Origin of the sequence: Pseudoalteromonas sp. A22, from assembly GCF_018141345.1 — a bacterium.
Lineage (GTDB): Bacteria > Pseudomonadota > Gammaproteobacteria > Enterobacterales > Alteromonadaceae > Pseudoalteromonas > Pseudoalteromonas maricaloris.
Map to the genome: position 1 here is coordinate 2,672,217 of NZ_CP047238.1, position 23,025 is coordinate 2,695,241.

The 23,025-nt window shown below is 43.4% G+C and carries 21 protein-coding genes; 9 read left to right on the forward strand and 12 right to left on the reverse strand.

Annotated features, from left to right (window positions below):
• The first annotated feature begins 132 nt into the window (after nucleotides 1-132).
• Nucleotides 133-732, forward strand: a complete 600-nt coding sequence (locus GSF04_RS16820; protein WP_010606742.1) for a Yip1 family protein — start codon at nucleotides 133-135, stop codon at nucleotides 730-732.
• A 217-nt stretch (nucleotides 733-949) separates the two neighbouring features.
• Here the strand turns inward: GSF04_RS16820 and GSF04_RS16825 are convergent, their stop codons facing one another.
• The 8 genes from GSF04_RS16825 to pspA form a co-directional block, all read right to left on the reverse strand.
• Entirely contained in the window at nucleotides 950-1,291 is a 342-nt protein-coding gene (locus tag GSF04_RS16825; RefSeq protein ID WP_017216111.1) for a 4a-hydroxytetrahydrobiopterin dehydratase, read from the reverse strand.
• Between the two features lie 10 nt (nucleotides 1,292-1,301).
• Entirely contained in the window at nucleotides 1,302-2,099 is a 798-nt protein-coding gene (phhA, locus tag GSF04_RS16830) for a phenylalanine 4-monooxygenase (RefSeq protein WP_010371198.1), read from the reverse strand.
• Nucleotides 2,100-2,354: 255 nt separating this feature from the next.
• Nucleotides 2,355-3,533 carry an aminotransferase class I/II-fold pyridoxal phosphate-dependent enzyme gene (locus GSF04_RS16835; protein ID WP_211857983.1) on the reverse strand — a complete coding sequence of 393 codons (1,179 nt, stop codon included), beginning with the start codon at nucleotides 3,531-3,533 and terminating at the stop codon, nucleotides 2,355-2,357.
• A gap of 190 nt (nucleotides 3,534-3,723) precedes the next feature.
• Complete coding sequence (locus GSF04_RS16840) at nucleotides 3,724-4,749, reverse strand: TIGR01620 family protein (protein WP_211857984.1); 1,026 nt, start codon at nucleotides 4,747-4,749, stop codon at nucleotides 3,724-3,726.
• Entirely contained in the window at nucleotides 4,746-6,158 is a 1,413-nt protein-coding gene (locus GSF04_RS16845; RefSeq protein WP_211857986.1) for a YcjX family protein, read from the reverse strand. Before GSF04_RS16845 ends, GSF04_RS16840 begins: the two co-directional genes overlap by 4 nt.
• 48 nt (nucleotides 6,159-6,206) lie before the next feature.
• Nucleotides 6,207-6,608, reverse strand: coding sequence for an envelope stress response membrane protein PspC (pspC, locus tag GSF04_RS16850; protein WP_010371193.1), 402 nt, complete (start codon nucleotides 6,606-6,608; stop codon nucleotides 6,207-6,209).
• Nucleotides 6,605-6,838 (reverse strand): envelope stress response membrane protein PspB, encoded by a 234-nt coding sequence (gene pspB, locus GSF04_RS16855; RefSeq protein WP_010371190.1) that lies wholly within the window; start codon nucleotides 6,836-6,838, stop codon nucleotides 6,605-6,607. The genes pspC and pspB overlap by 4 nt, the downstream gene beginning before the upstream one ends.
• A 77-nt stretch (nucleotides 6,839-6,915) precedes the next feature.
• Nucleotides 6,916-7,575 (reverse strand): phage shock protein PspA, encoded by a 660-nt coding sequence (pspA, locus tag GSF04_RS16860; protein ID WP_010371188.1) that lies wholly within the window; start codon nucleotides 7,573-7,575, stop codon nucleotides 6,916-6,918.
• 183 nt (nucleotides 7,576-7,758) lie between these two features.
• Between pspA and pspF the strand changes: the two genes are divergently transcribed.
• From pspF to GSF04_RS16900, 8 genes are all read left to right on the forward strand, one after another.
• On the forward strand, nucleotides 7,759-8,850 hold the full coding sequence (pspF, locus tag GSF04_RS16865; protein ID WP_211857987.1) for a phage shock protein operon transcriptional activator: 1,092 nt from the start codon (nucleotides 7,759-7,761) through the stop codon (nucleotides 8,848-8,850).
• Nucleotides 8,851-8,876: 26 nt separating this feature from the next.
• On the forward strand, nucleotides 8,877-10,460 hold the full coding sequence (locus GSF04_RS16870; RefSeq protein WP_249122503.1) for an ABC transporter substrate-binding protein: 1,584 nt from the start codon (nucleotides 8,877-8,879) through the stop codon (nucleotides 10,458-10,460).
• Nucleotide 10,461: 1 nt separating this feature from the next.
• Nucleotides 10,462-11,496 carry an ABC transporter permease subunit gene (locus tag GSF04_RS16875; RefSeq protein WP_039497080.1) on the forward strand — a complete coding sequence of 345 codons (1,035 nt, stop codon included), beginning with the start codon at nucleotides 10,462-10,464 and terminating at the stop codon, nucleotides 11,494-11,496.
• A complete protein-coding gene (locus GSF04_RS16880; RefSeq protein ID WP_039497078.1) occupies nucleotides 11,483-12,376 on the forward strand; it encodes an ABC transporter permease subunit in 894 nt (297 codons plus the stop codon). Before GSF04_RS16875 ends, GSF04_RS16880 begins: the two co-directional genes overlap by 14 nt.
• Nucleotides 12,376-13,383, forward strand: coding sequence for an oligopeptide/dipeptide ABC transporter ATP-binding protein (locus GSF04_RS16885; RefSeq protein WP_010606731.1), 1,008 nt, complete (start codon nucleotides 12,376-12,378; stop codon nucleotides 13,381-13,383). Before GSF04_RS16880 ends, GSF04_RS16885 begins: the two co-directional genes overlap by 1 nt.
• Nucleotides 13,368-14,129: an ATP-binding cassette domain-containing protein gene (locus GSF04_RS16890; RefSeq protein ID WP_069018590.1), complete on the forward strand. Its 762-nt coding sequence runs from the start codon at nucleotides 13,368-13,370 to the stop codon at nucleotides 14,127-14,129. The genes GSF04_RS16885 and GSF04_RS16890 overlap by 16 nt, the downstream gene beginning before the upstream one ends.
• Before the next feature lie 19 nt (nucleotides 14,130-14,148).
• Complete coding sequence (locus tag GSF04_RS16895; protein ID WP_211857991.1) at nucleotides 14,149-15,177, forward strand: AraC family transcriptional regulator; 1,029 nt, start codon at nucleotides 14,149-14,151, stop codon at nucleotides 15,175-15,177.
• 69 nt (nucleotides 15,178-15,246) lie between these two features.
• Nucleotides 15,247-16,371, forward strand: a complete 1,125-nt coding sequence (locus tag GSF04_RS16900; protein WP_211857993.1) for a nuclear transport factor 2 family protein — start codon at nucleotides 15,247-15,249, stop codon at nucleotides 16,369-16,371.
• Between the two features lie 103 nt (nucleotides 16,372-16,474).
• On the opposite strand, the gene GSF04_RS16905 is transcribed toward GSF04_RS16900, so the two are convergent.
• The 4 genes from GSF04_RS16905 to lon form a co-directional block, all read right to left on the reverse strand.
• A complete protein-coding gene (locus tag GSF04_RS16905) occupies nucleotides 16,475-17,782 on the reverse strand; it encodes a polysaccharide deacetylase family protein (protein ID WP_211857994.1) in 1,308 nt (435 codons plus the stop codon).
• 220 nt (nucleotides 17,783-18,002) lie between these two features.
• Complete coding sequence (locus GSF04_RS16910) at nucleotides 18,003-19,913, reverse strand: SurA N-terminal domain-containing protein (protein WP_211857995.1); 1,911 nt, start codon at nucleotides 19,911-19,913, stop codon at nucleotides 18,003-18,005.
• A gap of 173 nt (nucleotides 19,914-20,086) precedes the next feature.
• Complete coding sequence (gene hupB / locus GSF04_RS16915) at nucleotides 20,087-20,359, reverse strand: nucleoid-associated protein HU-beta (RefSeq protein WP_010371157.1); 273 nt, start codon at nucleotides 20,357-20,359, stop codon at nucleotides 20,087-20,089.
• Between the two features lie 216 nt (nucleotides 20,360-20,575).
• Nucleotides 20,576-22,933, reverse strand: a complete 2,358-nt coding sequence (lon, locus tag GSF04_RS16920) for an endopeptidase La (RefSeq protein WP_211857996.1) — start codon at nucleotides 22,931-22,933, stop codon at nucleotides 20,576-20,578.
• Between the last annotated feature and the right edge of the window lie 92 nt (nucleotides 22,934-23,025).

Here is a 23,025-nt window from a genome sequence, read left to right on the forward strand (position 1 = left end):
AGAAGTTTTAGACTATTCTGAAAATAGTAATATTGCTATTCAACTACATTTTCTTGACAAAAATTAACTCATCTCTCATAACTTAATTGAATTGTACAAAAATAGTACAAACCTATATTTGAGGGGCTAACTATGATCTTTAATCATCTTTGGGGCTTATATGCTCACCCGCACGAAGAGTGGCAAACAATCGATAACCGTCACGAAAGCATGTTTTACAGTTTGTCACATATTGCACTTGTTGCGCTGATCCCAAGCATTATGGGGTACTATTCTTCAGTCTACTTAGGCTGGAGTGTTGGTACTGGGGATGCTGTCTATTTAACTCATGAGTCGGCAATATTAATTGGTGTTGCAATGTACTGCGCATTAATTGCAGGCGTCTTTATTCTGGCGTATCTCGCCCACTGGATGGCCATCACTTTTGGCTCAACACCGACCTATACACAGACTCTAGAGTTATCGGCCTACACGGCAACGCCAATGTTTATGTCGGCTTTTGCGGCATTTTATCCTGAGCTTTGGTTTGTCGTATCGGTTGGGATGGTTGCACTGGCGTACTCCGTTTACCTGCTTTATACGGGCGTGCCTATTCTTATGCATATTCCTGAAGAGCGTGGGTTTATTTATGCCAGCTCGGTTGTGACTTGTGGCCTAGTGCTGTTAGTCATCATTCTTGCTGCAACCGCTATCTTGTGGACTAATGGCATAATTAGCCCTACGTTTACGTAACCTGAGGGCGAGATAAGAAATAGATTAATCTATTTCTGCTAACGCTAGTTGTATTTGGTTGGAAAATGAAAAGACAAACCTTTTCTTGGCTTTTATCCTAAATGATGAATAAAAACGGCGCTTGTTTAGCGCCGTTTTTATTTTGTAGGTCGAAATATGACATGGGGTTGTCGATATTTGTCGCTATTTACCGATATTTGTCGGCATAAATGTCGACCTACTGTGCGAATACTTCGTCGGTTTTAGCGGCACAGATAAAATCGTTTTTATGAAGACCTTTAATAGAATGGCTCCACCACGTTACCGTCACTTTACCCCATTCGGTAAGTAGACCTGGGTGATGGCCTTCTTCTTCAGCCATATCACCCACCTTGTTTGTGAACGCAATTGCTTGTTTAAAGTTTTTAAACTTGTAAACACGCTCAAGCTGCATAATACCATCGCGTACTTCAGGTACCCAATCAGGGATCTGTTTGATTAGAACCGCTAGTTCTTCATCTGATACTTTAGGCGCATCCGCACGACACGCTTCACATTTTTGTGCACTTAAATCAGACATTGATAATTCCTTAACTTGCTAGTTTTTCTTTTGGCGGAAACTTAGGTTCAAATAACCCAAGCTCTTTTGCTTGTTCAACCTGCGACATGATATCCATTTTAGAGATCTCAAATAAGTCGTTGATTGAGTTAATTGTATAGTAAACAGGTTGCATAATGTCGATGCGATAAGGTGTACGTAACACATCTAACACTTTAAGCGGATTAATTTCTGGTTTGTCGGAGTAAACATATTGAGTCTCACCTGGGCTTGATAGCACACCGCCACCGTAGATACGCAAACCTTGCTCGGTTTGCATCAAACCGAATTCGACGGTAAACCAGTATAAGCGCGCAAGGTAGACGCGATCTTTCTTTTCAGCGGCATAGCCTAGCTGACCATACTTGTGTGTAAACTCGGCGAATGCTGGATTCGTTAGCATTGCACAATGGCCAAAAATCTCATGGAAGATATCTGGTTCTTGCAAGTAATCAAACTCTTCTCTTGAGCGAATAAAGGTCGCTACAGGAAACTGTTTGTTGGCAAGTAATCGAAAGAACTCATCGAAATCAATCAATGCCGGCACTGGTGCTACCTGCCAACCCGTTTCTTTCGCTAGTGCTTCGTTTAACTCACTTAGTTGTGGAATGCGGTCTTTTGGTAAGTTAATTTTCTCAAGGCCCGCCAAATATTCATCACAGGCTTTGCCTTCGATACACGCTAGCTGACGTGCAACTAACTCTGACCAAATTTGATTCTCTTCATCTGTCCAAGCAATAACGCCATTTTCATCTGGCTGCTTAGATACATATTTACTTGCTTTAGCCATTTTACATTCTCACTTACTTCACCCCGAGTTTATGATCTTGCAATTTCAATTGCCGTCCTGTTGATGGTTCGGAGCGCTTCAACTTGTGACTTTGATACTAAGTAAAAGTGAAGGAAAGTTTAATAGTGAGCACGTTTATCACATTTCGCACAACAAGCATTTTCGTAAACCATGAAATACACGCTTGTAAAATTAAAATTACACACATAATAAAAAGGGGCTAAACCTAGCCCCTTTGTAAAAATTAACTTACAGCTATATTTTATCAAACGCCTGCTTAAGATCGTCAATAATGTCTTCTACGTCTTCAAGCCCCACTGAAATCCGAATTAGTCCATCAGAAATTCCCGCAGCTAACCTTTCCTCTTGTGTATAAGGAGAGTGTGTCATTGATGCCGGATGTTGAATGAGCGTTTCCGGATCACCTAGACTTACCGCTAACGTACACAGCTCAGTCGCATTGATAAATTGTTCACCCTGCTCTAGCGAGCCGTTGATTTCAAAAGCAATTACCCCACCAGCCCCTTTCATTTGTTCACCTAGAAATTGGTAACCAGGATGCGAAGGTAAACCAGGGTAGTAGACTTTATTCACTTTAGGGTGCGCTTCTAGGAACTCTGCTACCGTTTGTGCGCTTTGACAGTGGCGCTGTACACGCAAAGCTAAGGTTTTCAACCCTCGATTGATTAACCAAGCATCATGAGGACTGATTGTAGCGCCAATGTCTTTTAACACGGTTAATTTGATAAGTTCTATGTGCTCTTTTGAACCGCACACGAGCCCTGCTACCACATCCCCATGACCATTTAGATACTTGGTTGCGCTGTGCACAATAAGATCAGCACCATAATTCACAGGCTTTTGTAAAAGCGGCGTCATAAAGGTATTGTCAACGACAAACAAGAGCTCGTGCTGTTTAGCGATCTCCCCTAACATTTTCAGATCTAATACCGTCATGTTGGGGTTGATCGGCGTTTCGGCAAACAATAGTTTTGTATTTTCCTGTACCGCATCACGTAACGCGTGCTCATCGGTTAAGTCTACAAATGACACCTCAATACCGAATTTAGGCAACATATGCGCAAATAGTGCGAAGCTACAGCCATATAATGCGCTTGATGCAATCATATGGTCGCCTTGCTGCAAAAAGCTCAGCACCGATGCAGACACAGCCCCCATACCAGTGGCGGTCGCCGCAGCATCTTCCATTCCCTCGAGTCGAGCTACTTTTTCTTCTAGCTCTCGCGTCGTAGGGTTGCCTAAGCGAGTATAGATATAGCCGGGCTCTTCACCGGCGAACCGTGCGGCTCCTTGCGCTGCGTCTTTAAAGTGGAATGTTGAAGTTTGATACAAAGGAGCGGTTAACGCCCCATGTGGGTCATCAAAATGATTGGGTCCGTGAATACACTGACTGTCATCTCTTAATTTTTTCATACTTGCCTGCTGATTTTATTATTGCCAACCAAATAAACATGGTAGTGAATTGATTAGCGTCGTTTTTGTGTAATAACCAATATGTAGGGCAGTTTAGAAAAATAGACAAGCATGCCAGATGGGGAGACGGCTAGTTCACTTACTGTGACTAGCCAGTTTTACTTAAAGAGGTGTATAAAATTGTTGCCGTTTAATCTTTTTTGCTACGCCTTAATAGCACATCTACGACTGAGCTAATCGCATTTTTCAAAAGACTTTGTTTGTGCTCCAAACGTGGTAATGGTCGACAAAGTTCCATCGCCTTATAGCCCAAACGAGCTGTAAATATCCCAGCACTCAGGCCCTGTGCTGAACGGGTAGAAAGCTTGCCGAGTAATTCAGCCCCCACACTGGTCGCAGCAAGGTCGCTTACCAGTTCACTTGCGCCAACAAACACCATTTGCTTCAACAGCATTTTGTACAAGGTGATACGGCTGCGATACGCTAATCGAATACCATAATGTTTGCTGATCTTTTCCACCAGCACGACTCCGCGCCAAAGCACCGCCAGCATATCCACAAGTGCAAGTGGACTTAAAGCAACTAAGAGCGCCGATGTTGTCGCATGCTCTTGAATTAGCTTTTTAGCTTCAGCATCTTGGCCTCGGAGCAAGGTTTTTTCATATAAAGTGATGACTTCTTTGTCTGTATGGTGAGGCTGTAATGCCTCTTCAAATGCGGCAACCTTTTGCTCTGGATGCGCTTTTAATAGTGGTGCAAGCCAAGCTCGCGCCTCGCCAATTTGGTCACTCTGTAATAAGCGCTGGGCATCATGCTTAATTTGCTGATGTTGTTTAAGCTTGCTAAGTGCGATGACTTCTGAAAATAAGAATTTAAATAGCGCCAATAAACCAAGAGACAATACGGTGGTGTATAGACTAAACAGCAGAATATTTTGCTCATAGCTCTCTATCAAGGTCAGTGCTGCTTCCACAATGATAAGTATTAATAGCGCAAGCAAAAAGCACTGCTTAAACCCAAATCGCCAAGGCGATTCGTAAATACGTTCAATTTTCGGTAACTCGGGTTCAGGCACAGCATCAAGGCTTTCACTCACAACCAGCTCGTTGCCGAGAACTTTGCCTTCACCACCCAAATGTTGAGACTCATCTTGGCGTTCAGTATCGATGTTTAAGCGCCTACCCGAGCCTTGGTAAGATTTTGTCTGATCTGTCACCTTAATTTATCTCCAATTAAGAACTGCAAAGCATGATCAAGCCTGATATGCGATAAGTTTCCTTGCCTCGCAGGTAGCGGTTCAAACGCTAAAAACTCAAACCCACTTTGGGGCCAAGCCTGCGCTTTTGGAACGTGATCAGGCGGGGTTGGTGGTACATAGTTGATAAACTGCTGCTCGCCGACCGGCTTGCCATAGATACATTGTACATGTTGCGTCCCCTCTTTCACCGCCCTTGACTCAACACTTCTCACCGAAGAAAGAGACATCGTATCCACGGTTACCCCGTTGAAGCGAAGCTCATTGGCACTGTCCACCAGCATTTCATTTAACAACCTTGTCAAATTGGTCTGCTGCTCGTTCAAGACGCCATCACATTTGTTGGCGGCAAATAGTACCTTATCTATTTTTGGGTTAAATAAACGAGACAAAAAGCCACTTTTACCATGAGAAAACATGGCGAGGATCTGCTTTAACGCAACTTCTTGCTCCTTCAGTGTGTCATAGCCATCACTTAAGCTACCCAATAGATCAACTAACACGACTTGGCGGTCAAACTGACAAAAGTAATCTTTGTAAAAAGGTGCGACGACTTGCTTTTTGTAGGCTTCAAAACGCTCCACAAGCTGTTGATATTGTGAATGATCGGTAATGTCGTTTGGGTGAACTTGTACCGGGAAAAACAGCAATATTGGCGCTCCCTCAAGGTCACCAGGGATCAACGCTCGGCCAGGTTGCAGGTTAGATAAACGAGTATCCCGCTGCAGCTGCGCTAAAAGCGCATGGTAACTTTGTGCAAGCATTTTCAGCTTACTTTCATCCACCGCTTCCGTTCCATCAAACTGCTCGAGGAGCTGTAAAAACGTTTGTGCAAATGGCCGGTATTTAGGCTTATTTAATAATGCAAATTGCTGCTCACACCACTCGGGAAAAGTCATTTTAAGCAGTGGCAAGTCCATTAACCACTCACCTGGGTAATCATATAGTTCAAGGTATAGTGTATGGGTTTGCGCTAAGTGCTGTTTGAGTCCGCGTTCACTATGATACCTAAACGCCAGTGTTAAGGTGTTGATACGTTTGGTTGACGCAGGCCATGTTGGCGGATCTTCCAACAAACAAGTTATTGCTTGCTGATAGTCAAAAGTTGGTACCGCCAGTGCCTTCTGCGGCTCAGGACGACACGCAACAAGACGACCTTCACTCACAACATCTAAAAACGGTAAGTTGTCGGTGCTCGTTTGAGTAGTCAGATGCTTGATAAGCGCCGTGATAAATGCGGTTTTTCCGCTGCCACTAAACCCGGTTACGGCAAGCTTGATATGCTTATCAAAAGAGCGGTGGAGCGTTTTTTTTGCTTGTTGTTTTAACTTATCTAGGGAAGATGGGGTTCGAAAACGTGACGTAGTCATAAGTAGAAAAGTGCCCCTCAAGAAAATGCCAAGGCGGCCAATACCGCCTTATAGCTTGTCAATTTCTCTGCTAACCGTAAATTCAGGGGAAGTTACGTAGCGTTCCATGTTCTGAATGCGACCATCAAGTCGTGATAATCTGTCTTTTAGGTCATAAAGTGCCTGCCTTGGCGGCTCGCCTTTTTGCCACACCTTAAACTTCACCGATACTTTATCTTCATCTTTCGCATCAGGTGAACGATTTGGTGTCACTTCACGTTTATCTAAAATAAACCAACATGCCACATACACGACGATAAATAATGGACCACCTGATAATAGCACGGCCGTGATGAATAAGATCCTAACAAGCCATAACTCCATGTTGAAATAATCGCTAAGACCTGCGCATACTCCGGCTACCTTGCCGCGACTTGGGTCACGATATAGCTCTCGCTTTAGTCTACTCATAACTTGCGTCTCCATTGTGGTGACTCTTGATCAAGTAAAGCTTCTAACGTTTCAACACGATCTGCCATTTTTTCTGCCTTGCTGGCTAATTCGATAAGCTGACGATGCTCGTGTTCACTTAACCCTTGGCTTACCTGCTTTTTGCTACGGTAGTGCAAAATTAACCAAAGTGGTGCCACGATGACCATAAAAATAATCAACGGAGCCATCAAAACTTCTGCGTCAAACATAATCTTCTCCTGCCTTCAACCTGGCTGTTATTATTGTAGTTGGTTAGCACCTACCCTGACAGTAGGTGCGACTATTTTCACTTTTCAGCCATTTTCTTTTTCAGCTGTTCAAGCTCATCGTCAATCTTTTCGTTCTTTTGCAGATCAGCAATCTCATCCGCTAAAGATTTCTTACCTAGATCGTAAGATTCGATTTGTGACTCCAGGCCATCGATTTTGCTCTCATAACGCTCAAAGCGATTTAGGGCATCATCTACTTTACTGCTGTCGAGTGCCTTTTTCACCTCTAAACGAGATTCTGCTGAGCGCTGGCGTAGTACAATCGCTTTTTGGCGCGCTTTTGCGTCGGCCAATTTATCTTGTAATGTACTGACTTCTTGCTGCAGCTTTTCAATATGTGTGTCTACATGCTCTAGCTCTTTTTCTAGGGCTGCAACATCCTCCGCAGACTTTTGCTTTTCAAGTAAAGCAGCACGTGCTAAATCTTCACGTTCTTTACTTAGTGCAAGCTCTGCTTTGGTTTGCCAATCATCTACCTGTGCTTTTAGCTGATCTAGACGGCGTGTTAACTCCTTTTTCTCAGCGAGTGTTTTTGCTGAGGTCGATCTTACTTCGACTAGTGTATCTTCCATTTCTTGGATAATTAGGCGAACCATTTTTTCTGGATCTTCGGCTTTATCCAAAATAGCATTGATATTAGAATTCACTATGTCTGCAAAACGAGAAAAAATTCCCATAGTGGTTACCTCTTTGGTTAATAGCTAAATTGCTTACTGTCTATGTATCAAATAGCTTGCCAACTTTAACAAATTTAAAAACACAATAAAATCATAAGGTTATTTTATTTTTAAAAAGCCTTTAGTTATCTCTTTTTTTGAAATACACTAGTTATTAGTAAAAACCACTAAGAGTTAGGCAATATGAGCCGTTTTCGCCAACAGGATAATTTATTAGGCCAATCTGACAGCTTTTTAGCTGTGCTAGACAAGGTTTCACAGCTTGCTCCTTTAGAAAAGCCCGTGCTTATTATTGGCGAGCGTGGCACAGGTAAAGAGTTAATTGCGGCGCGTTTGCATTATCTCTCAGAGCGGTGGGATCAGGAATACGTCAAACTAAACTGCGCAGCCCTAAACGAAAACCTTTTAGAGAGTGAATTATTTGGTCACGAAAGTGGTGCCTTTACTGGTGCAAGCAAGCGTCATGAAGGTCGATTTGAACGCGCTAACAGTGGCACACTGTTTTTGGATGAGTTAGCTAATACCTCTGCAATGGTGCAAGAAAAGCTCTTGCGTGTAATTGAATACGGTGAGTTCGAGCGAGTTGGCGGCAAGCAAACCGTAAAAGTAGATACTCGACTGGTATGCGCTACCAATGAAGATCTCCCCACTCTTGCCGATGCTGGAGAGTTCAGACACGACTTATTGGACCGCCTCGCATTTGACGTCATCACCTTACCGCCATTAAGAGCAAGAAAAGAAGACATCTTATTATTGGCCGAACATTTTGCGATAAATATGGCTCGGGATTTAGGATGGGAGTTATTTAGCGGCTTTACCCGCAAAGCCATCGAGAAACTGCTTGATTACCCGTGGCCCGGTAATATCCGTGAGCTCAAAAATGTAGTTGAACGTAGTTTATATCGTCATGGCAATGACCAAATTCCGGTTCATGATATTGTGTTTGACCCCTTTGCTAGCCCATTTAGGCCGAGTCAACGGATCAAAGCGCCAAATGCCCAGCCAACAACTTCAACCACTCATAAAGTTGAGCCTTTGCCTGTGGCACAGCCGAGTAACGAACAACAGGCAGATCCTGCCCTCGAATTCGACTTCCCTTGTGATTTAAAATCGCTTTCCAACGACTATGAAATCACAATGCTGCAAAAAGCACTTGAATTTAGTCAATTTAATCAAAAGAAAACTGCACAAAACCTTGGTTTGACGTATCATCAACTAAGAGGTTATTTGAAAAAATACAACCTACTGGACCAAAACCAAAAACAAGAGGCATAGTGGTGCGTAAATTGTTTTTTGGTGTGCTGTGTACCGCTTTATTTGGCTGTACGGATCAGACGCCAAATAAAGTGAATGATAAGTCACAAGGCTTAGTATATTGTGCAGAAGCGAACCCTGTGTCATTTAATCCACAAGTGACCACAACAGGGTCTACGATTGATATTATTGCCAATCAGCTTTATGACACCTTGATCAGTATTGATCCTGAAAGCGGCGAATTCTTACCTGAGTTGGCAACGTCTTGGCAGGTCAGCAAAGACGGTAAATCTTTCACTTTTACCCTGAGGGATGATGTCCAATTTCACGATACCCTCTACTTCACACCAACAAGAAAAATGAATGCCGATGATGTGGTATTCTCATTTAACCGTTTATTTGATGTTTACAATCCGTACCACTTTGTTGGTGATGCAAATTATCCTTATTTTCAAAGTATTGGACTCGACCAACTGATCCGCCAAGTAAAAAAAGTGGATGAACATACCGTTCGCTTTGATCTGTTCAACGCGGAAAGTAGCTTTTTATCCAATATCGCCACAGACTTCGCTGTCATTCTTTCTAAAGAATATGCCGATCAGCTTATAGAGCTTGAACATAAGCAAGATTTTGATCAAAAGCCCGTAGGCACAGGTCCGTATAAGTACCGTGAATTTTTACGTGATAACCTGATCCGATATTATCGCCATGAGCATTACTGGAAACACCCGGTATACATGGAACAATTGGTCTACGATATCACCACCAATGGCACTAGCCGCATCGCAAAAATGCTAACTAAAGAATGTGATATTACGGCGCACCCCAGTGCTACCCAGCTCACCGTGCTTGAGCAAAGAAAAGACATAGAAGTTGAAAAGGCCGCAAATCTGAATATAGGCTACTGGGCATTCAACACCGAAAAGCCACCATTTGATAATCCGTTGGTCCGCAAAGCGCTGGCGCACAGCATAGATTTTGAAAAAATCATGCAAGCGGTATTTTACAACAATGGAATTTTAGCCCGCTCGATGCTTCCCCCTTCTTCATGGGCATTTGAAGCGCAGCAAAAAATGCCAACATATGACCCTGAAAAAGCCAAAGAGTATTTGAAACAGGCTGGTCTTGAGGGCGGTTTTTCCATGACCTTATGGGCCATGCCGGTGTCGCGAATTTACAATCCTAACGCGCGGAAAATGGCTGAGCTTATTCAACGTGATTTACGTGATATTGGCGTCAATGCCAGAATCGTGGAGTACGAATGGAATACCTTTATTGAACGCGTTGGCCGCCATGAGCACGATAGTGTGTTATTAGGCTGGGCAGCAGATACGCCTGATCCAGACAATTTTTTCAGCCCATTATTAAGCTGTACTGCAACATTTAGCGGCAAAAACCCTTCCAACTGGTGTAATCCGGAGTTTGACCTATTGCTCACCCAAGCGTTAGACACCAACGATATGGAAGAAAGAAAATTCTATTATCAGCAAGCACAAAAAATGGTCATTGAGCAACTGCCTCTCGTTCCTATTGCTCACGGGCTAAGGTTCCAAGCAACTAGCTCTGATATCAAGGGCGTCTCACTACGTCCATTTGGTGGTATTTCGCTCGCTGAGGCAAGGAGAGACTAACATGTTCGCAAAATATGCTTATCGACGACTGAGCTTGCTTTGCTTTATGTTGTTTACCCTAACGATATTTACTTTCGCCCTCAATTACCTGTTTCCTGGTGAGTTGATCACTAACTTCAGTGGGGAAGTCAACTCAAGTTATGCCCAAACGCAGGTGCTAGTTGAAAAATACCGTATTGAAGAAAATATCTTTGTACAATACGGCGCGTTTATGGCTCGTATGTTTGAAGGCGACTGGGGTTTATCTTTATCGTCGGGCCAGCCCGTGCTTTCTCATGTGAAACATCTATTTCCAGCAACGCTTGAGCTGTGTTTATATGCTTTGACGGTTGCAGTCATTATTGGTGTACCAAGTGGAGTAATAGCCAGCGCTTATCATAAAAAGTGGCCAGATAAGCTCATTAACTCATTAAGCTTGATGGGATTTTCCATTCCAGTTTTTTGGTTAGCCCTGCTGCTCATTATGGCATTTTGTCTGGGTCTAGGGCTTTTTCCTATGTCCGGTAGAATTGGCTTACTTTATGAAATACAGCCCGTTACTCATTTTATTCTGATTGATATTTACCTCGAAGGTTTCCCCTATGGCGGTGCCGCATTTTGGGATGCACTTCATCATTTAGCGCTACCAACCGTTGTGCTGGCTATGTACCCAACGACAGTTTTGATCCGCTTTACTCGCGATTCTATGCTCGAAGTCCTCGACCAGAACTATATTAAAACGGCTAGAGCAAAAGGCCTTAATCGCAGCCAGCTTATCATTCACCACGCGCTGAGAAATGCGCTGCTACCAGTGATAAAACAAATTGGTCTCCAATTTAGCACGCTCATCACACTTGCGATGATCACTGAGGTGATATTCTCTTGGCCTGGGATCGGTCGATGGTTAATTGAAAGCATCTATCAACGTGATTTCCCAGCTATTCAAGGGGGACTGCTCGCGGTGTCTTTCTTCGTTATCATTGCCAACATGTTGTCTGATTTTATTCACTCGATACTCGACCCGCTCGCAAGGAATCAGGCTCATGGCAAAGTTTAATCTATTTACCGAAGAGTCTAATCGCTCACCTTTATTTAGATTATGGCGTAAATTCCGCTCAAATCACGTTGCGCTTGTGGGTTTGTGGCTGTTTGTTGCCCTTACGGTATTGGCTTTAACAGCACCGTTGATCGCGCCCTATGGTGTTAACCAGCAGCATGCTGATGCCCTGTTGCTGCCACCTTCTTGGCATGATGATGGCGATGTGCGCTTTATACTCGGTACAGATGATTTAGGGCGAGACATCTTATCGCGCTTAATGAACGGAGCAACCTTTACCTTTGGTTTATCTATCATTGCGGCCTTGGTTACCACGGCACTCGGCGTCGTACTTGGTACGCTTGCTGGCGCCAGTCGAGGCTTAAAATCCAGCTTTCTTAATCACTTATTGGATATTACGCTCGCCATTCCTTCGTTACTGCTGGCCATTATCATCATTGCTATATTAGGGCCAGGTTTGATGAATACGGTGTGGGCGATCATCTTCGCGCTATTGCCACAATACATCCACTCGATTAGAAACTTAGTGGTCACTGAGCTTAGTAAAGACTATATCATTGCCTTTAAGCTTGATGGTGCAACACGCTGGAAACTGCTCGTCCGTGGCATACTGCCTAACATTTACGAGCATATCGTGGTTATCTTCACCATGGCGCTGTCGACTGCTATTTTAGATATTGCCGCACTTGGTTTCTTAAAGCTCGGTGCGCAGCCTCCATCTACCGAATGGGGTGCTATCCTCCAAGAAAACTTAAGTTTAATTTATCTCGCGCCTTGGACTGTAGGCCTCCCAGGTGTATTGCTCTTTTTGGCAGTACTGTCTACCAACTTGGTTGGTGATGGACTGCGTGAAGCGCTGAAACAACGTAAGGCAGATTAATGCAATTACTAGACATTAAGAACCTCACCATTGAACTACGTACCGAAGACGGTGTTATTCGCGCGGTTGATAAGGTCAACCTTAGCCTTAAAGAAGGCGAAGTGCATGCACTTGTCGGTGAGTCTGGCTCTGGTAAAAGTCTAATCGCCAAGGCCATTGTGGGGGTGCTCAATCAGCGTTGGACAGTAACCGCAGATCGCATGCACTGGCGTGGTGTTGACCTTATGCGTTTATCTTCAGAAAAGCGCAGAAAGCTCGTCAGCCAAGATATTGCGATGATTTACCAAGAGCCAAGTCGAAGCCTTGACCCAACCGCCACTATTTTCGACCAAGTCGCGGAGTCTATTCCCGATAGCGTCTTAAAAGGTGGCTTTTTTGGTCGTAGAAAAGCACGAAAAGAAAAGGTTCGAGCACTATTGCACAAAGCTGGGATCCGAGACGATAAAAAGATCTGCAGCAGTTACCCACATGAACTTTCTGAGGGGATGTGCCAAAAGATCATGATTGCGATGGCCATCGCCAGAAGCCCTAAATTACTTATTGCCGATGAGCCTACCACCGCACTTGAGAGTACCGCCCGCGCGCAAGTATTTCGATTGCTCAAGGCATTAAACCAGCTTAAGAACATGTCGATATTAATGATTTCGCATGAGCTGGAAGAGATCTCCGACTGGTCTCATGCAATGCATGTGCTCTACTGCGGACAGATGGTTGAAGCAGGCCCTACTCAGGCTATTTTTAAACAGCCATTGCATCCCTACACCCAGGCGCTGGTTAAGAGTTTACCTGACTTTGGTCAAGGACTCGGCCATAAAGAAGCATTTTATGCCTTGAAAGGCACTATTCCTCCATTACAGCATTTACCCATAGGATGCCGCTTGGGGCCGAGATGCCCCCAAGCGCAAAAAGAATGTGTCGTCACGCCAAGGCAAAGTCGCTCGCATGGTCATAGTTACGCTTGCCACTTTCCGTTAATTAAGGTGAAGCAAAAATGCAACCCGTCTTAAAAGTACAGTCTTTAAACAAGTCCTACACTTCTCGTCAAGGGCTGTTCAGACGCCGTTCGTTGCAGGTACTCAGAGATGTGTCGTTTGCGCTTGCTCCCGGACAAACCCTCGCAATCATAGGCGAGACTGGCTCTGGTAAAAGTACGCTCGCCAAAGTACTTGCCGGTGCCGACATGGCAGACTCTGGACAAATATTACTAAATGGTCAAATTGTAGAAGACGCTGGTATTCGCAATCATGACTGCCGTACTATTCGCCTTATTTTTCAAGACCCAACTCGCTCGCTCAACCCGGGTCTCACCATTGGGGATATGCTTGATGATTGCCTGCAATACAATACTGAACTCACCGAAGAACAGCGTTATAAGAAAATTCGCATCACACTCAGCCGAGTCGGGCTACTTGGCGAACACATAGACTATTATCCTCATATGTTTAGTGGCGGACAATTACAGCGGGTTGCCTTAGCGAGAGCCCTTATTTTAGACCCTAAAGTGCTGGTACTAGATGAAGCGCTGTCATCATTAGACCCGTCCGTACGTGCACAAACCGTAAATCTGCTGCTAGAGCTACAAGCAGCAACGGGACTTGCGTATGTGCTTATCACACATCATTTGAGTTTGGTTCGCCATATGAGTGATGAAATTTTGGTATTAAATCGCGGCAGAGTTGTCGAATATGGCGAAACGGAGTGTGTGTTCAATACGCCAAAATCTAAAACCATGCAAAAGCTGCTGTCAGCTTAATTTCGCGAGGGAATGAGAAATGGATTTTAGTGCCCATCTGTTATTTTTCTTCTCACTTGTTGGAGTATTTAACGGCTTTATTCTCAGCGCCCTACTGCTAGTAAAATTTCAGGAGGCAAAGGCACTACGCTGGGTGTCGATGCTCCTCATTTTACTTTGTATTCGAATTGGTAAATCAGTCCTTTTTTACTTTAACCCAGAGCTCGATAAAACGATCCTGCAAATAGGTTTGAGTGCCTACTTTTTGCTTGGCCCCTGCCTGCTTAATTTTGTACTTGCAAGCTACAGTAAAACCAAAAATCGTTATCTAACAATACACTTTTTGGCATTAAGCGGTTTTATTATTGGATTTGGTATATTCATGCCCTATCAGCTTCACCCTGAAATTTGGCAAACGTGGGGTTACAAAGGCACATCCTATTTTTGGCTAGGTTATTTACTGATAAGTTCTTATACTTTTTATCGTCTAGCTACGGCCAAAAGCGCCAATAACAACGCCGAGTTTCATCTATCTATGGTTGTTATCTGCGGTTGCTGGCTCATTTGGGCCGCGTATTTCTTTTCGTCATTCACTTCTTACATCACAGGAGCACTCACCTTCAGCTTTGTGCTCTATTTAAGCATCCTTTTCGCACCCAAATTACTACGAAAACCATCTGCTAATGAAAAGAAATATGCCAATACGCACATAAGCGACGAGGAGTACAATCAGCTCATAGCCAAACTGGAGTCGCTAATGTCAGAAAGCAAGCTATTTACTGAGCCGGATTTAACGCTACCCCGATTAGCCAAACGATTAGGCACGAGCCACAACAAATTATCGCAAATAGTAAATCGCCATTATCATTGTAACTTTAAACAATATCTCAATGGCTTGAGAGTTGAATATGCGAAACACTTGCTTTCGAGCACCAACATGCCGCTAGAACACCTTGCACTGGAGTGTGGTTTTAATTCTGCATCCACATTTTTTGCCGCATTTAAGAAGCTCACAGGCTACTCTCCAAATAACTTTAAGCACTCCGAAAACATACTCTCAGACTCCTAAAATATACTCTAGGTGACTGCTTTAATTAAATAAGTTTATATTTCTTCTGAATCAGAACAGGAGAAACTTATGGCCCTATCAAAACTAGTACCATTGTTATTTTTACTACTTATCCAAACCAGCATCGCCATCGCTTTTGAGGATGAGACCGCTAAAATTACCGCTACATTAAACCACTACATCAGTGGCACCGCGAACAACCAGCCTAAAGTGATAAGAAAAGCGTTTCATCCCGATGCGATACTTATTTTAGAAAAGTCAGACCAAGCGATGTGGCAAGTCCCGTTGAAAGAGTATTTGAGTTGGTATAAAGGCTCGAAAAAAGACACTGGCAGACGCACCAAAATTCTAAATATCAGCGTGAATGACCACCTTGCACAGGCCAAAATCCGTATTGATATATTGAAGTCAAACGTGCAGTACATCGATCACCTACTCCTAAAGAAAATAGCTGGCACATGGAAAATCATCAGTAAATCGGCGCAGCAAACCACGCTAACTTCCGAGCAAGTAACGAACTTAGGTCGCCGAGTGCTCGTTGTCTCATCAAGCAAAGCCTTTCATGGCGATAGCAAGCTGCCAGCTGGCACGAGCTTCGAAGAGCTATTCAGTGCCTATGACGTATTTACTCAAGCAGGACTAATTGTTGATTTCGTCAGCACACAAGGTGGCGCGTTAAACCTGAGCTATATAAATACTTCAAACGGCGAACATAAAAAGTACCTTTACCAACCTGACTATATGTATGCGCTCAGCAACACAATGCGCCCAGCTGAAGTCGACCCTAGCCAATATGCTGCAATCTATTATGTTGGCGGCAGCAATGCCATGTATGAAGTAGCGGAAAACCCTACTCTACAGCGTATTGCTATGCATATATATGAACAAAACCAAGGTGTTGTTGCCGCCGTATGCCATGGTACAGCAGGTATCGTTAATTTGCGCTTGAAAAATGGCGAGTATCTCATCAAAGGAAAGCAAATCACCGGTTACCCTACCGCATTTGAAAATCCAGATAGAGAGTATTTCAAGCATTTTCCTTTTCAAATTCAGCCTAAAGTGGAAGAGCTTGGAGGGAGTTTTGTGTATGGAGAGCGGGATGCGTCTTTTATCAAAGTAGATAGCCGCATAGTGACGGGGCAGAATTATCAGTCTTCGCAGGCCGTAGCAAGGGCCGTATTAACTCTATTTTGAATATCAGGGCGGCTATAATATTGACCGCCCTATTCAATCACCGTTTTAGTTAACCTTAGGTTTGGATAAGGAATGAACTAACTTATTGTTTTTAAAGTTCAGATTAATTAGTCGTGTTACCCTTAAAATTCATACACTCACTGGTATGACAAAACTTTAAACCTTTCGCACTTGCATAAGCCAATACCTTTTCAAGATTCTCGGGAGTGATATACCACTCATTCCCAGTTTTGCCAATGACATGCGTTGCTAAGTATAGCGTCTCACCACCTTTTAAGGTATCAATCGCATTCTGGATTTTGTCCAAGTCAAAGCGGTGTGAGTCCATAGATAATCCTGTTGTGATTGGTCTATCACTGCGTTCACCTCTATAAATAACAGAAGACCAAGAAGCAAACTTACGTACATGAGTAAAATATTTCTTGATTTCACGATCGGTTTCTTTTGTATAAGCTCCGAATGGGTACGCATAAGACGTTACTGTCAAGCCATCTCTTCTCATTGCGTCAAGTTGTGGTGTGATATCGTCTGCTATCCACTTCTGAACACCATTTTCTTCGGAGTAAATCTTCGCATGACGATGAATTACTCCATGATGACCGATTTCGTGACCTCGGTTTTCTATATCAGCCACTTTTGAATGATCAATAGTGGAGTAATGGCTAACATAATAGGTAAATGTTGCGTTATATTTATCAAATAGATCAAGGTGGTCATGGATAGAGTTTAATGCGCCACCATCGTCAAAAGAAATATTAATCTGTTTAGGCCAAACAGAGCTTTGATTATGATGGAAGTCCTCAACTGCCTCCTGAAGCGCAGCATACTCAAAGTGGCTCTCTGGTATCGCTAAAATCAGCTCGTCATATGCCCACTGATCCAGTTTACCATCTTCAAAAAATAAGCCCCGAAGCCCAACTTCCTTCAGTCTGTTCGGTGTGAGTAAAGATTTACTATCTAATTCAAAAAGCTCAACAACTTTGCATAATCGATGTTTGAGAGCCGCCAACTGTAATTCATCTTGTGTCGTATTAAAATATCCCTGAATTACAGATAGATTTGCCGCAGTTACACATCCAAATTCAGCAATTTCAAAGTCTTTTAAAGCAAGAGAGGTAGTACTATCTGCTCCTTGTGCACTCAGAATACGCTTAATTACCTCTTCCTTTGTTTCTTTTACGGGATTATTAGAATTAGCATTATCTGAATCTGAATCGTCGGTATTGGTATTATCTTTATCTGAATTATCAGTATCCGAGGAGTTATCAGTATTAGTTCCATTATTGTCAGTTGAAGTGTTATCTCCTTGACCTCCCTCTACAGGTAACTCTATAACAGTCTTACTATCACTGTTACAACCCGATACTGATAGCAATAAGGCTACAATCCATGCACTATATCTATATTTCATAAAGTTCCTATTTTATACACATTGTTCCCAAAATCGAACATACTAAATAGGGGAACAATATTTGTCAATAAAGGAACAATAAAGAATTTATTATTTGAAATTAACCAGCCATAAATTAAAAACCTTTAAATAAACAAAACTTAACAAAAAAGCACCATAATAAGAGGCCAAAAACACAAAAAAGGCGCCGTGTTGGCGCCTTTCTTCTATCTAAAAACGATTATTGCTGCTCTGTGACCTGAAGTTGTGGTCTTTTTACTTCAGACTTAGCTTCAAGCGCTGCTAGTAGCTCAAGATAGTTTTTGTTTGCGTAAGAAGCGGTGATTGACTGCTTCTGCTGCGCATCAACCTTGCCATCAACTTCAGGCGTGGTAACTGACTTCAGTACCACAAATGCCGAGTCGCCATTACCAAGCTCTACAAGTGCAGATTCTGCCTCTGCCACACCCGGCTGAGGCAATTTAAATGCTTCAGCTGCAATAGCTGGTGGTACGTCGTAGCTACGACGCTTAAGCTCAGACACGCTCTTCACTTCGATACTTTGTGCTTTGGCAATCTCAGCTAAAGTAGAACCACCTTGTAGTTGCTCAAATAGTGACTGTGCTTTCTCTGCAATTAATGTCGACGCTTTTTCATTGCTCAACTGCGTTTTGATCTGCGCGCTGACTTCCTCAAGTGGCTTAGTCGCTGCCGCTTTATGCTCAGCAACACGAACCACCACGATATGCTCTGGTGCAACTTCCAACACTTCTGAGTTTACGCGGTCTTCTAGCAGCTCTGGCGTGAAGATAGTATTGCTTATCGCTGGTGAATTCAGTGGCTCAGGAAGCGCGTTACGACTTACCAGTTCTGTTGATTTGATCTCAACACCAGCGGCTTCAGCAGCGTCTTGTAGCGAGTCAGCCATTTCAAAAGCAAGTTCAGCTACACGAGTTTGCTTTTGATAGAACGCATCAATCTTAGCTGCTCTTTCAAGCTCTGCACGAAGGTCGTCTTTTACGTCTTCAAAAGATTGTGCCTGTTGGCGCTGAATGTCTGTTAGCTTGATAATATGGAAACCAAACTCAGATTCAACCACTTCAGATACATCACCTACCGCGGCCAGCGCAAATGCTGCATCTTCAAACGCCGGATCCATCATGTCTCTTTCAATCCAATCTAGATCACCGCCAAGCTCAGCGCTCACCACGTCGTCAGATTTTTCTTCTGCAACAACGGCAAAATCAGCACCGTTATTCAATTCAGCCAGAATTTCATCTGCTTTTTGTTTAGCAGCTTCAGCATCTTCGCTTGCATCAACAAGAATGTGTGACACGCGGCGTCTTTCAGGTTCAAGATATTGGTTTTTTTGCTCTTCGTAATACGTTTTTAACGCTTCCTCAGTCACTGGCTCTGCAGGCGCTAAATCTTCAGCTTTTAGCTCGATATAGTTAACCGCCACCAATTCTGGAGCTTGGAACTGAGTTTGATTCAAATCGTAATAGTTTTGAACTTCTTCATCTGACACTGATACTTCATCTTTCACCAACTCTTTGCTTAATACCGCATAGTCGATAGCACGAGTTTGTTGCTGTAGCGCAATAGATTGCTGAAGTTCGTTTTTCAATACAAAATCAGTGCCTGCCACCGCTGAGATTAGCTGCGCACGAGTCATCTCGTCACGAAGATATTCGCGGAAGCTATCTGGCTGGAAGTTCATTTGACGGATAACTTGTAAGTAACGGTCGTTACTGAATTCTCCACCAATTTGAAAATATGGCATTTCAACAATCGCTTTTTTAACCTGCTCATCGCTTACACGAAGACCAAGCTCTTTAGCTAGTTGGGTTTGTAATTCTTGTTGTACTAATTGGTCAACAACACCTTGGCGAATTTGCGCCATATAATTAGGATCGGCTGCAATCTGTGCAAAGTATTCGCCAAACTGTTGCTCTAGTCGTGCACGTTCATTTGAGTAAGCACGAGAAAACTTAGTTTGTGAAATCTTTACTCCGTTCACTTCTGCGACAGGCTGCTCTGTGGTTTGACCTAGGTAACCACCGATCCCTGCTAACGCAAAAGATAAGATGACTAAACCTAATACGATTTTAGCCGCCGGGCCTTGCGAGCCTTCTCTGATCTTTTCAAGCATTTATTGTTTCTCTTATCTAAGTCAAAGCACCTAAGCACTTTGTGTTTGCTAGATTTGGGTTAAGCATTACACCAATCAGATTAGTGATGGTATAAAAAAAGCGTATCTTAGCAGATACGCCTTTTATCTTGAAGCAGTTCGCGATGACTCTGCACCGCCTAATTCAAATTGAATTAGTTTACTGCGTCTTTAAGCGCTTTACCCGCTTTGAAAGATGGGATGTTAGCTGCTGCGATTTGAATAGTCTCACCAGTTTGTGGGTTACGACCAGAACGTGCAGCACGCTCGCGCACTGAGAAAGTACCAAAACCTACAAGTGCAACAGAGTCACCGTCTTTTAGTGCACCCGTTACAGACTCAATGAATGAATCTAGCGCACGACCAGCAGCCGCTTTAGAAATGTCAGCATCAGCTGCGATTTGATCGATTAATTGAGATTTATTCACAATATCATCCTCTTCCATAGTTATTGTCAAAAGTTACTTCTTACTGGTAACTTTTGCTATTCATTTAGAGACATCACAGCGACTCTCTAATTCTCGAAATCTTTCTCAAGCCTAGTGATTACGGGGCTTCCGAACCAGTAGGCTTGAATACAGTGCCTAACTTAACACACCTTTTAGATTTGAAAAGCCTTTTCACTCAATTTTTTGGCTTTTTTCTTAGTTTTTTTGCGATTCCACACTAAAACTGTCTATTGGGTGCGCTAACGCCAGTGATAATACCTCATCAATCCATGACACCGCATGAATATCAAGCCCTTCAAGAACATTCTCAGGAATTTCCTTTAAGTCACGCTCGTTCTTTTTCGGTATTAAAACTCGTTTAATTCCACCACGGTGCGCTGCCAATAATTTCTCTTTCAGACCACCGATAGGCAGAACTTCACCACGCAAGGTAATTTCACCTGTCATCGCAACATCTGCACGTACTGGATTACCAGTAAGGCTTGATACTAAGCCCGTTACCATCGCAATACCGGCGCTCGGACCGTCTTTCGGTGTTGCACCTTCAGGAACGTGAACATGAATATCACGTTTCTCGTAAAAATCGTCATTTATGCGTAGTTTGTCAGCACGGTTGCGCACAACCGTCATTGCCGCCTGAATTGACTCTTGCATCACATCGCCCAGCGACCCGGTGTAAGCAAGTTTGCCTTTACCTGGTACTGCCGCACATTCGATAGTGAGTAAGTCACCCCCGACTTCTGTCCATGCAAGACCGGTAACTTGACCAACTCTATCGCCGTCTTCCGCCTTGCCGTAGTCGTGACGTTGTACACCTAAGAAGTCTTCAAGGTTTTCTTGGTTAATCACAACTTGCTTAACATTTTTATCTAGCAAGATGTTCTTAACTGCTTTTCTGCACAACTTAGATACTTCGCGCTCTAGATTACGGACACCCGCTTCACGCGTGTAGTAGCGGATAATACCAATGATCGCGCTGTCTTCTATATTGATTTCAGACTCTTTTAATCCATTGCGTTTCACTTGCTTTGGAATTAAGTGCTGCTTGGCAATATTTAGCTTTTCGTCCTCGGTGTAACCAGCAAGACGAATGACTTCCATACGGTCTAATAATGGACCTGGAATGTTAAAGCTATTAGAAGTCGCAACAAACATAACATCAGACAGATCGTAGTCCACTTCTAAATAGTGGTCTGCAAAGTTGCTATTTTGCTCTGGATCTAACACTTCTAGTAGAGCCGATGCAGGGTCGCCGCGCATATCCGATGACATCTTATCGATTTCATCCAACAAGAAAAGCGGGTTCTTTACGCCAACTTTCGACATGCTTTGGATCAATTTTCCCGGCATTGAGCCAATATAAGTTCTTCTGTGACCACGAATTTCAGCTTCGTCGCGCACGCCACCGAGCGCCATACGTACGTACTTACGGCCAGTCGAACGCGCGATAGATTGACCTAAACTGGTTTTACCAACGCCCGGAGGGCCGACTAAGCATAAGATAGGACCTTTAAGCTTATTGGTGCGCTGCTGTACCGCTAGATATTCGATAATGCGGTCTTTCACTTTCTCAAGACCATAATGATCGGCATCGAGTATCTTTTGTGCACCAGCTAGGTCTTTTTTCACCTTTGAGCGCTTTTTCCAAGGTACATTGATCATCGTCTCAATGTACGAGCGTACAACCGTCGCTTCCGCAGACATAGGTGACATCATTTTAAGTTTGTTAAGCTCTGAAAGTGCTTTTTCTGCCGCTTCTTGCGGCATATTCGCTTCGCTAATACGCTTTTTCAGGGCTTCAAATTCGTCAGGTACATCATCCAGCTCACCAAGCTCTTTCTGAATAGCTTTCATTTGCTCATTCAGATAGTACTCTCGTTGGGATTTCTCCATTTGCTTTTTAACGCGTGAGCGGATCTTTTTCTCTACTTGAAGTAGGTCAATCTCGCCTTCCATCAACGCCATCAAATATTCGAGACGCTCAGTCACGTCGTCAATTTCTAGCACCTTTTGTTTTTCAGGTACTTTAATTGGCATATGAGCAGCCATCGTATCCGCTAAGCGTGCAGCTTCATCGATACCCGATACTGAAGTTAGTACTTCTGGTGGGATCTTTTTATTTAGCTTCACATAGCCTTCGAACTGGCTAATTGCGCTGCGAACTAATATGTCTTGCTCTTGCTCATCCACATCCTGAGATGGAATGTACTGAGCTTGCGCCAAGAAATATTCGTCTGTAATTAGAAACTCATCTATTTTTGCGCGTTGAGTACCTTCAACTAGCACTTTCACTGTGCCATCAGGTAGTTTGAGTAACTGTAGTACCGTTGCAATGGTACCAGTCTGATAGACATCATCAGTGCTTGGGTCATCAACTGAGGCGTCTTTTTGCGCAACTAAAAAGATTTGCTTGTCATTGTCCATCGCAGCTTCTAGGCATTTTATTGATTTTTCTCGACCTACAAACAGCGGGATCACCATATGCGGATACACCACTACATCGCGTAGCGCTAGCACTGGAATTTCTACTCGATCCGTTCTTTCAAGCGTCATTATGTTCTCTTCGCACTTCAATTAATTTTGGGAATACTGAGCTATATGGGGATAACGCAGATAAAGTTCAATAGTTTATAGTAATCCGCATC

Excerpts from the sequence above, each read along its gene's own strand:
- GSF04_RS16820 (WP_010606742.1), top strand. The coding sequence starts at position 133 with ATGATCTTTAATCATCTTTGGGGCTTATATGCTCACCCGCACGAAGAG.
- GSF04_RS16825 (WP_017216111.1), bottom strand. The coding sequence starts at position 1,291 with ATGTCTGATTTAAGTGCACAAAAATGTGAAGCGTGTCGTGCGGATGCG.
- phhA (WP_010371198.1), bottom strand. The coding sequence starts at position 2,099 with ATGGCTAAAGCAAGTAAATATGTATCTAAGCAGCCAGATGAAAATGGC.
- GSF04_RS16835 (WP_211857983.1), bottom strand. The coding sequence starts at position 3,533 with ATGAAAAAATTAAGAGATGACAGTCAGTGTATTCACGGACCCAATCAT.
- GSF04_RS16845 (WP_211857986.1), bottom strand. The coding sequence starts at position 6,158 with ATGACTACGTCACGTTTTCGAACCCCATCTTCCCTAGATAAGTTAAAA.
- pspC (WP_010371193.1), bottom strand. The coding sequence starts at position 6,608 with ATGAGTAGACTAAAGCGAGAGCTATATCGTGACCCAAGTCGCGGCAAG.
- pspB (WP_010371190.1), bottom strand. The coding sequence starts at position 6,838 with ATGTTTGACGCAGAAGTTTTGATGGCTCCGTTGATTATTTTTATGGTC.
- pspA (WP_010371188.1), bottom strand. The coding sequence starts at position 7,575 with ATGGGAATTTTTTCTCGTTTTGCAGACATAGTGAATTCTAATATCAAT.
- pspF (WP_211857987.1), top strand. The coding sequence starts at position 7,759 with ATGAGCCGTTTTCGCCAACAGGATAATTTATTAGGCCAATCTGACAGC.
- GSF04_RS16875 (WP_039497080.1), top strand. The coding sequence starts at position 10,462 with ATGTTCGCAAAATATGCTTATCGACGACTGAGCTTGCTTTGCTTTATG.
- GSF04_RS16880 (WP_039497078.1), top strand. The coding sequence starts at position 11,483 with ATGGCAAAGTTTAATCTATTTACCGAAGAGTCTAATCGCTCACCTTTA.
- GSF04_RS16885 (WP_010606731.1), top strand. The coding sequence starts at position 12,376 with ATGCAATTACTAGACATTAAGAACCTCACCATTGAACTACGTACCGAA.
- GSF04_RS16890 (WP_069018590.1), top strand. The coding sequence starts at position 13,368 with ATGCAACCCGTCTTAAAAGTACAGTCTTTAAACAAGTCCTACACTTCT.
- GSF04_RS16895 (WP_211857991.1), top strand. The coding sequence starts at position 14,149 with ATGGATTTTAGTGCCCATCTGTTATTTTTCTTCTCACTTGTTGGAGTA.
- GSF04_RS16900 (WP_211857993.1), top strand. The coding sequence starts at position 15,247 with ATGGCCCTATCAAAACTAGTACCATTGTTATTTTTACTACTTATCCAA.
- GSF04_RS16905 (WP_211857994.1), bottom strand. The coding sequence starts at position 17,782 with ATGAAATATAGATATAGTGCATGGATTGTAGCCTTATTGCTATCAGTA.
- GSF04_RS16910 (WP_211857995.1), bottom strand. The coding sequence starts at position 19,913 with ATGCTTGAAAAGATCAGAGAAGGCTCGCAAGGCCCGGCGGCTAAAATC.
- lon (WP_211857996.1), bottom strand. The coding sequence starts at position 22,933 with ATGACGCTTGAAAGAACGGATCGAGTAGAAATTCCAGTGCTAGCGCTA.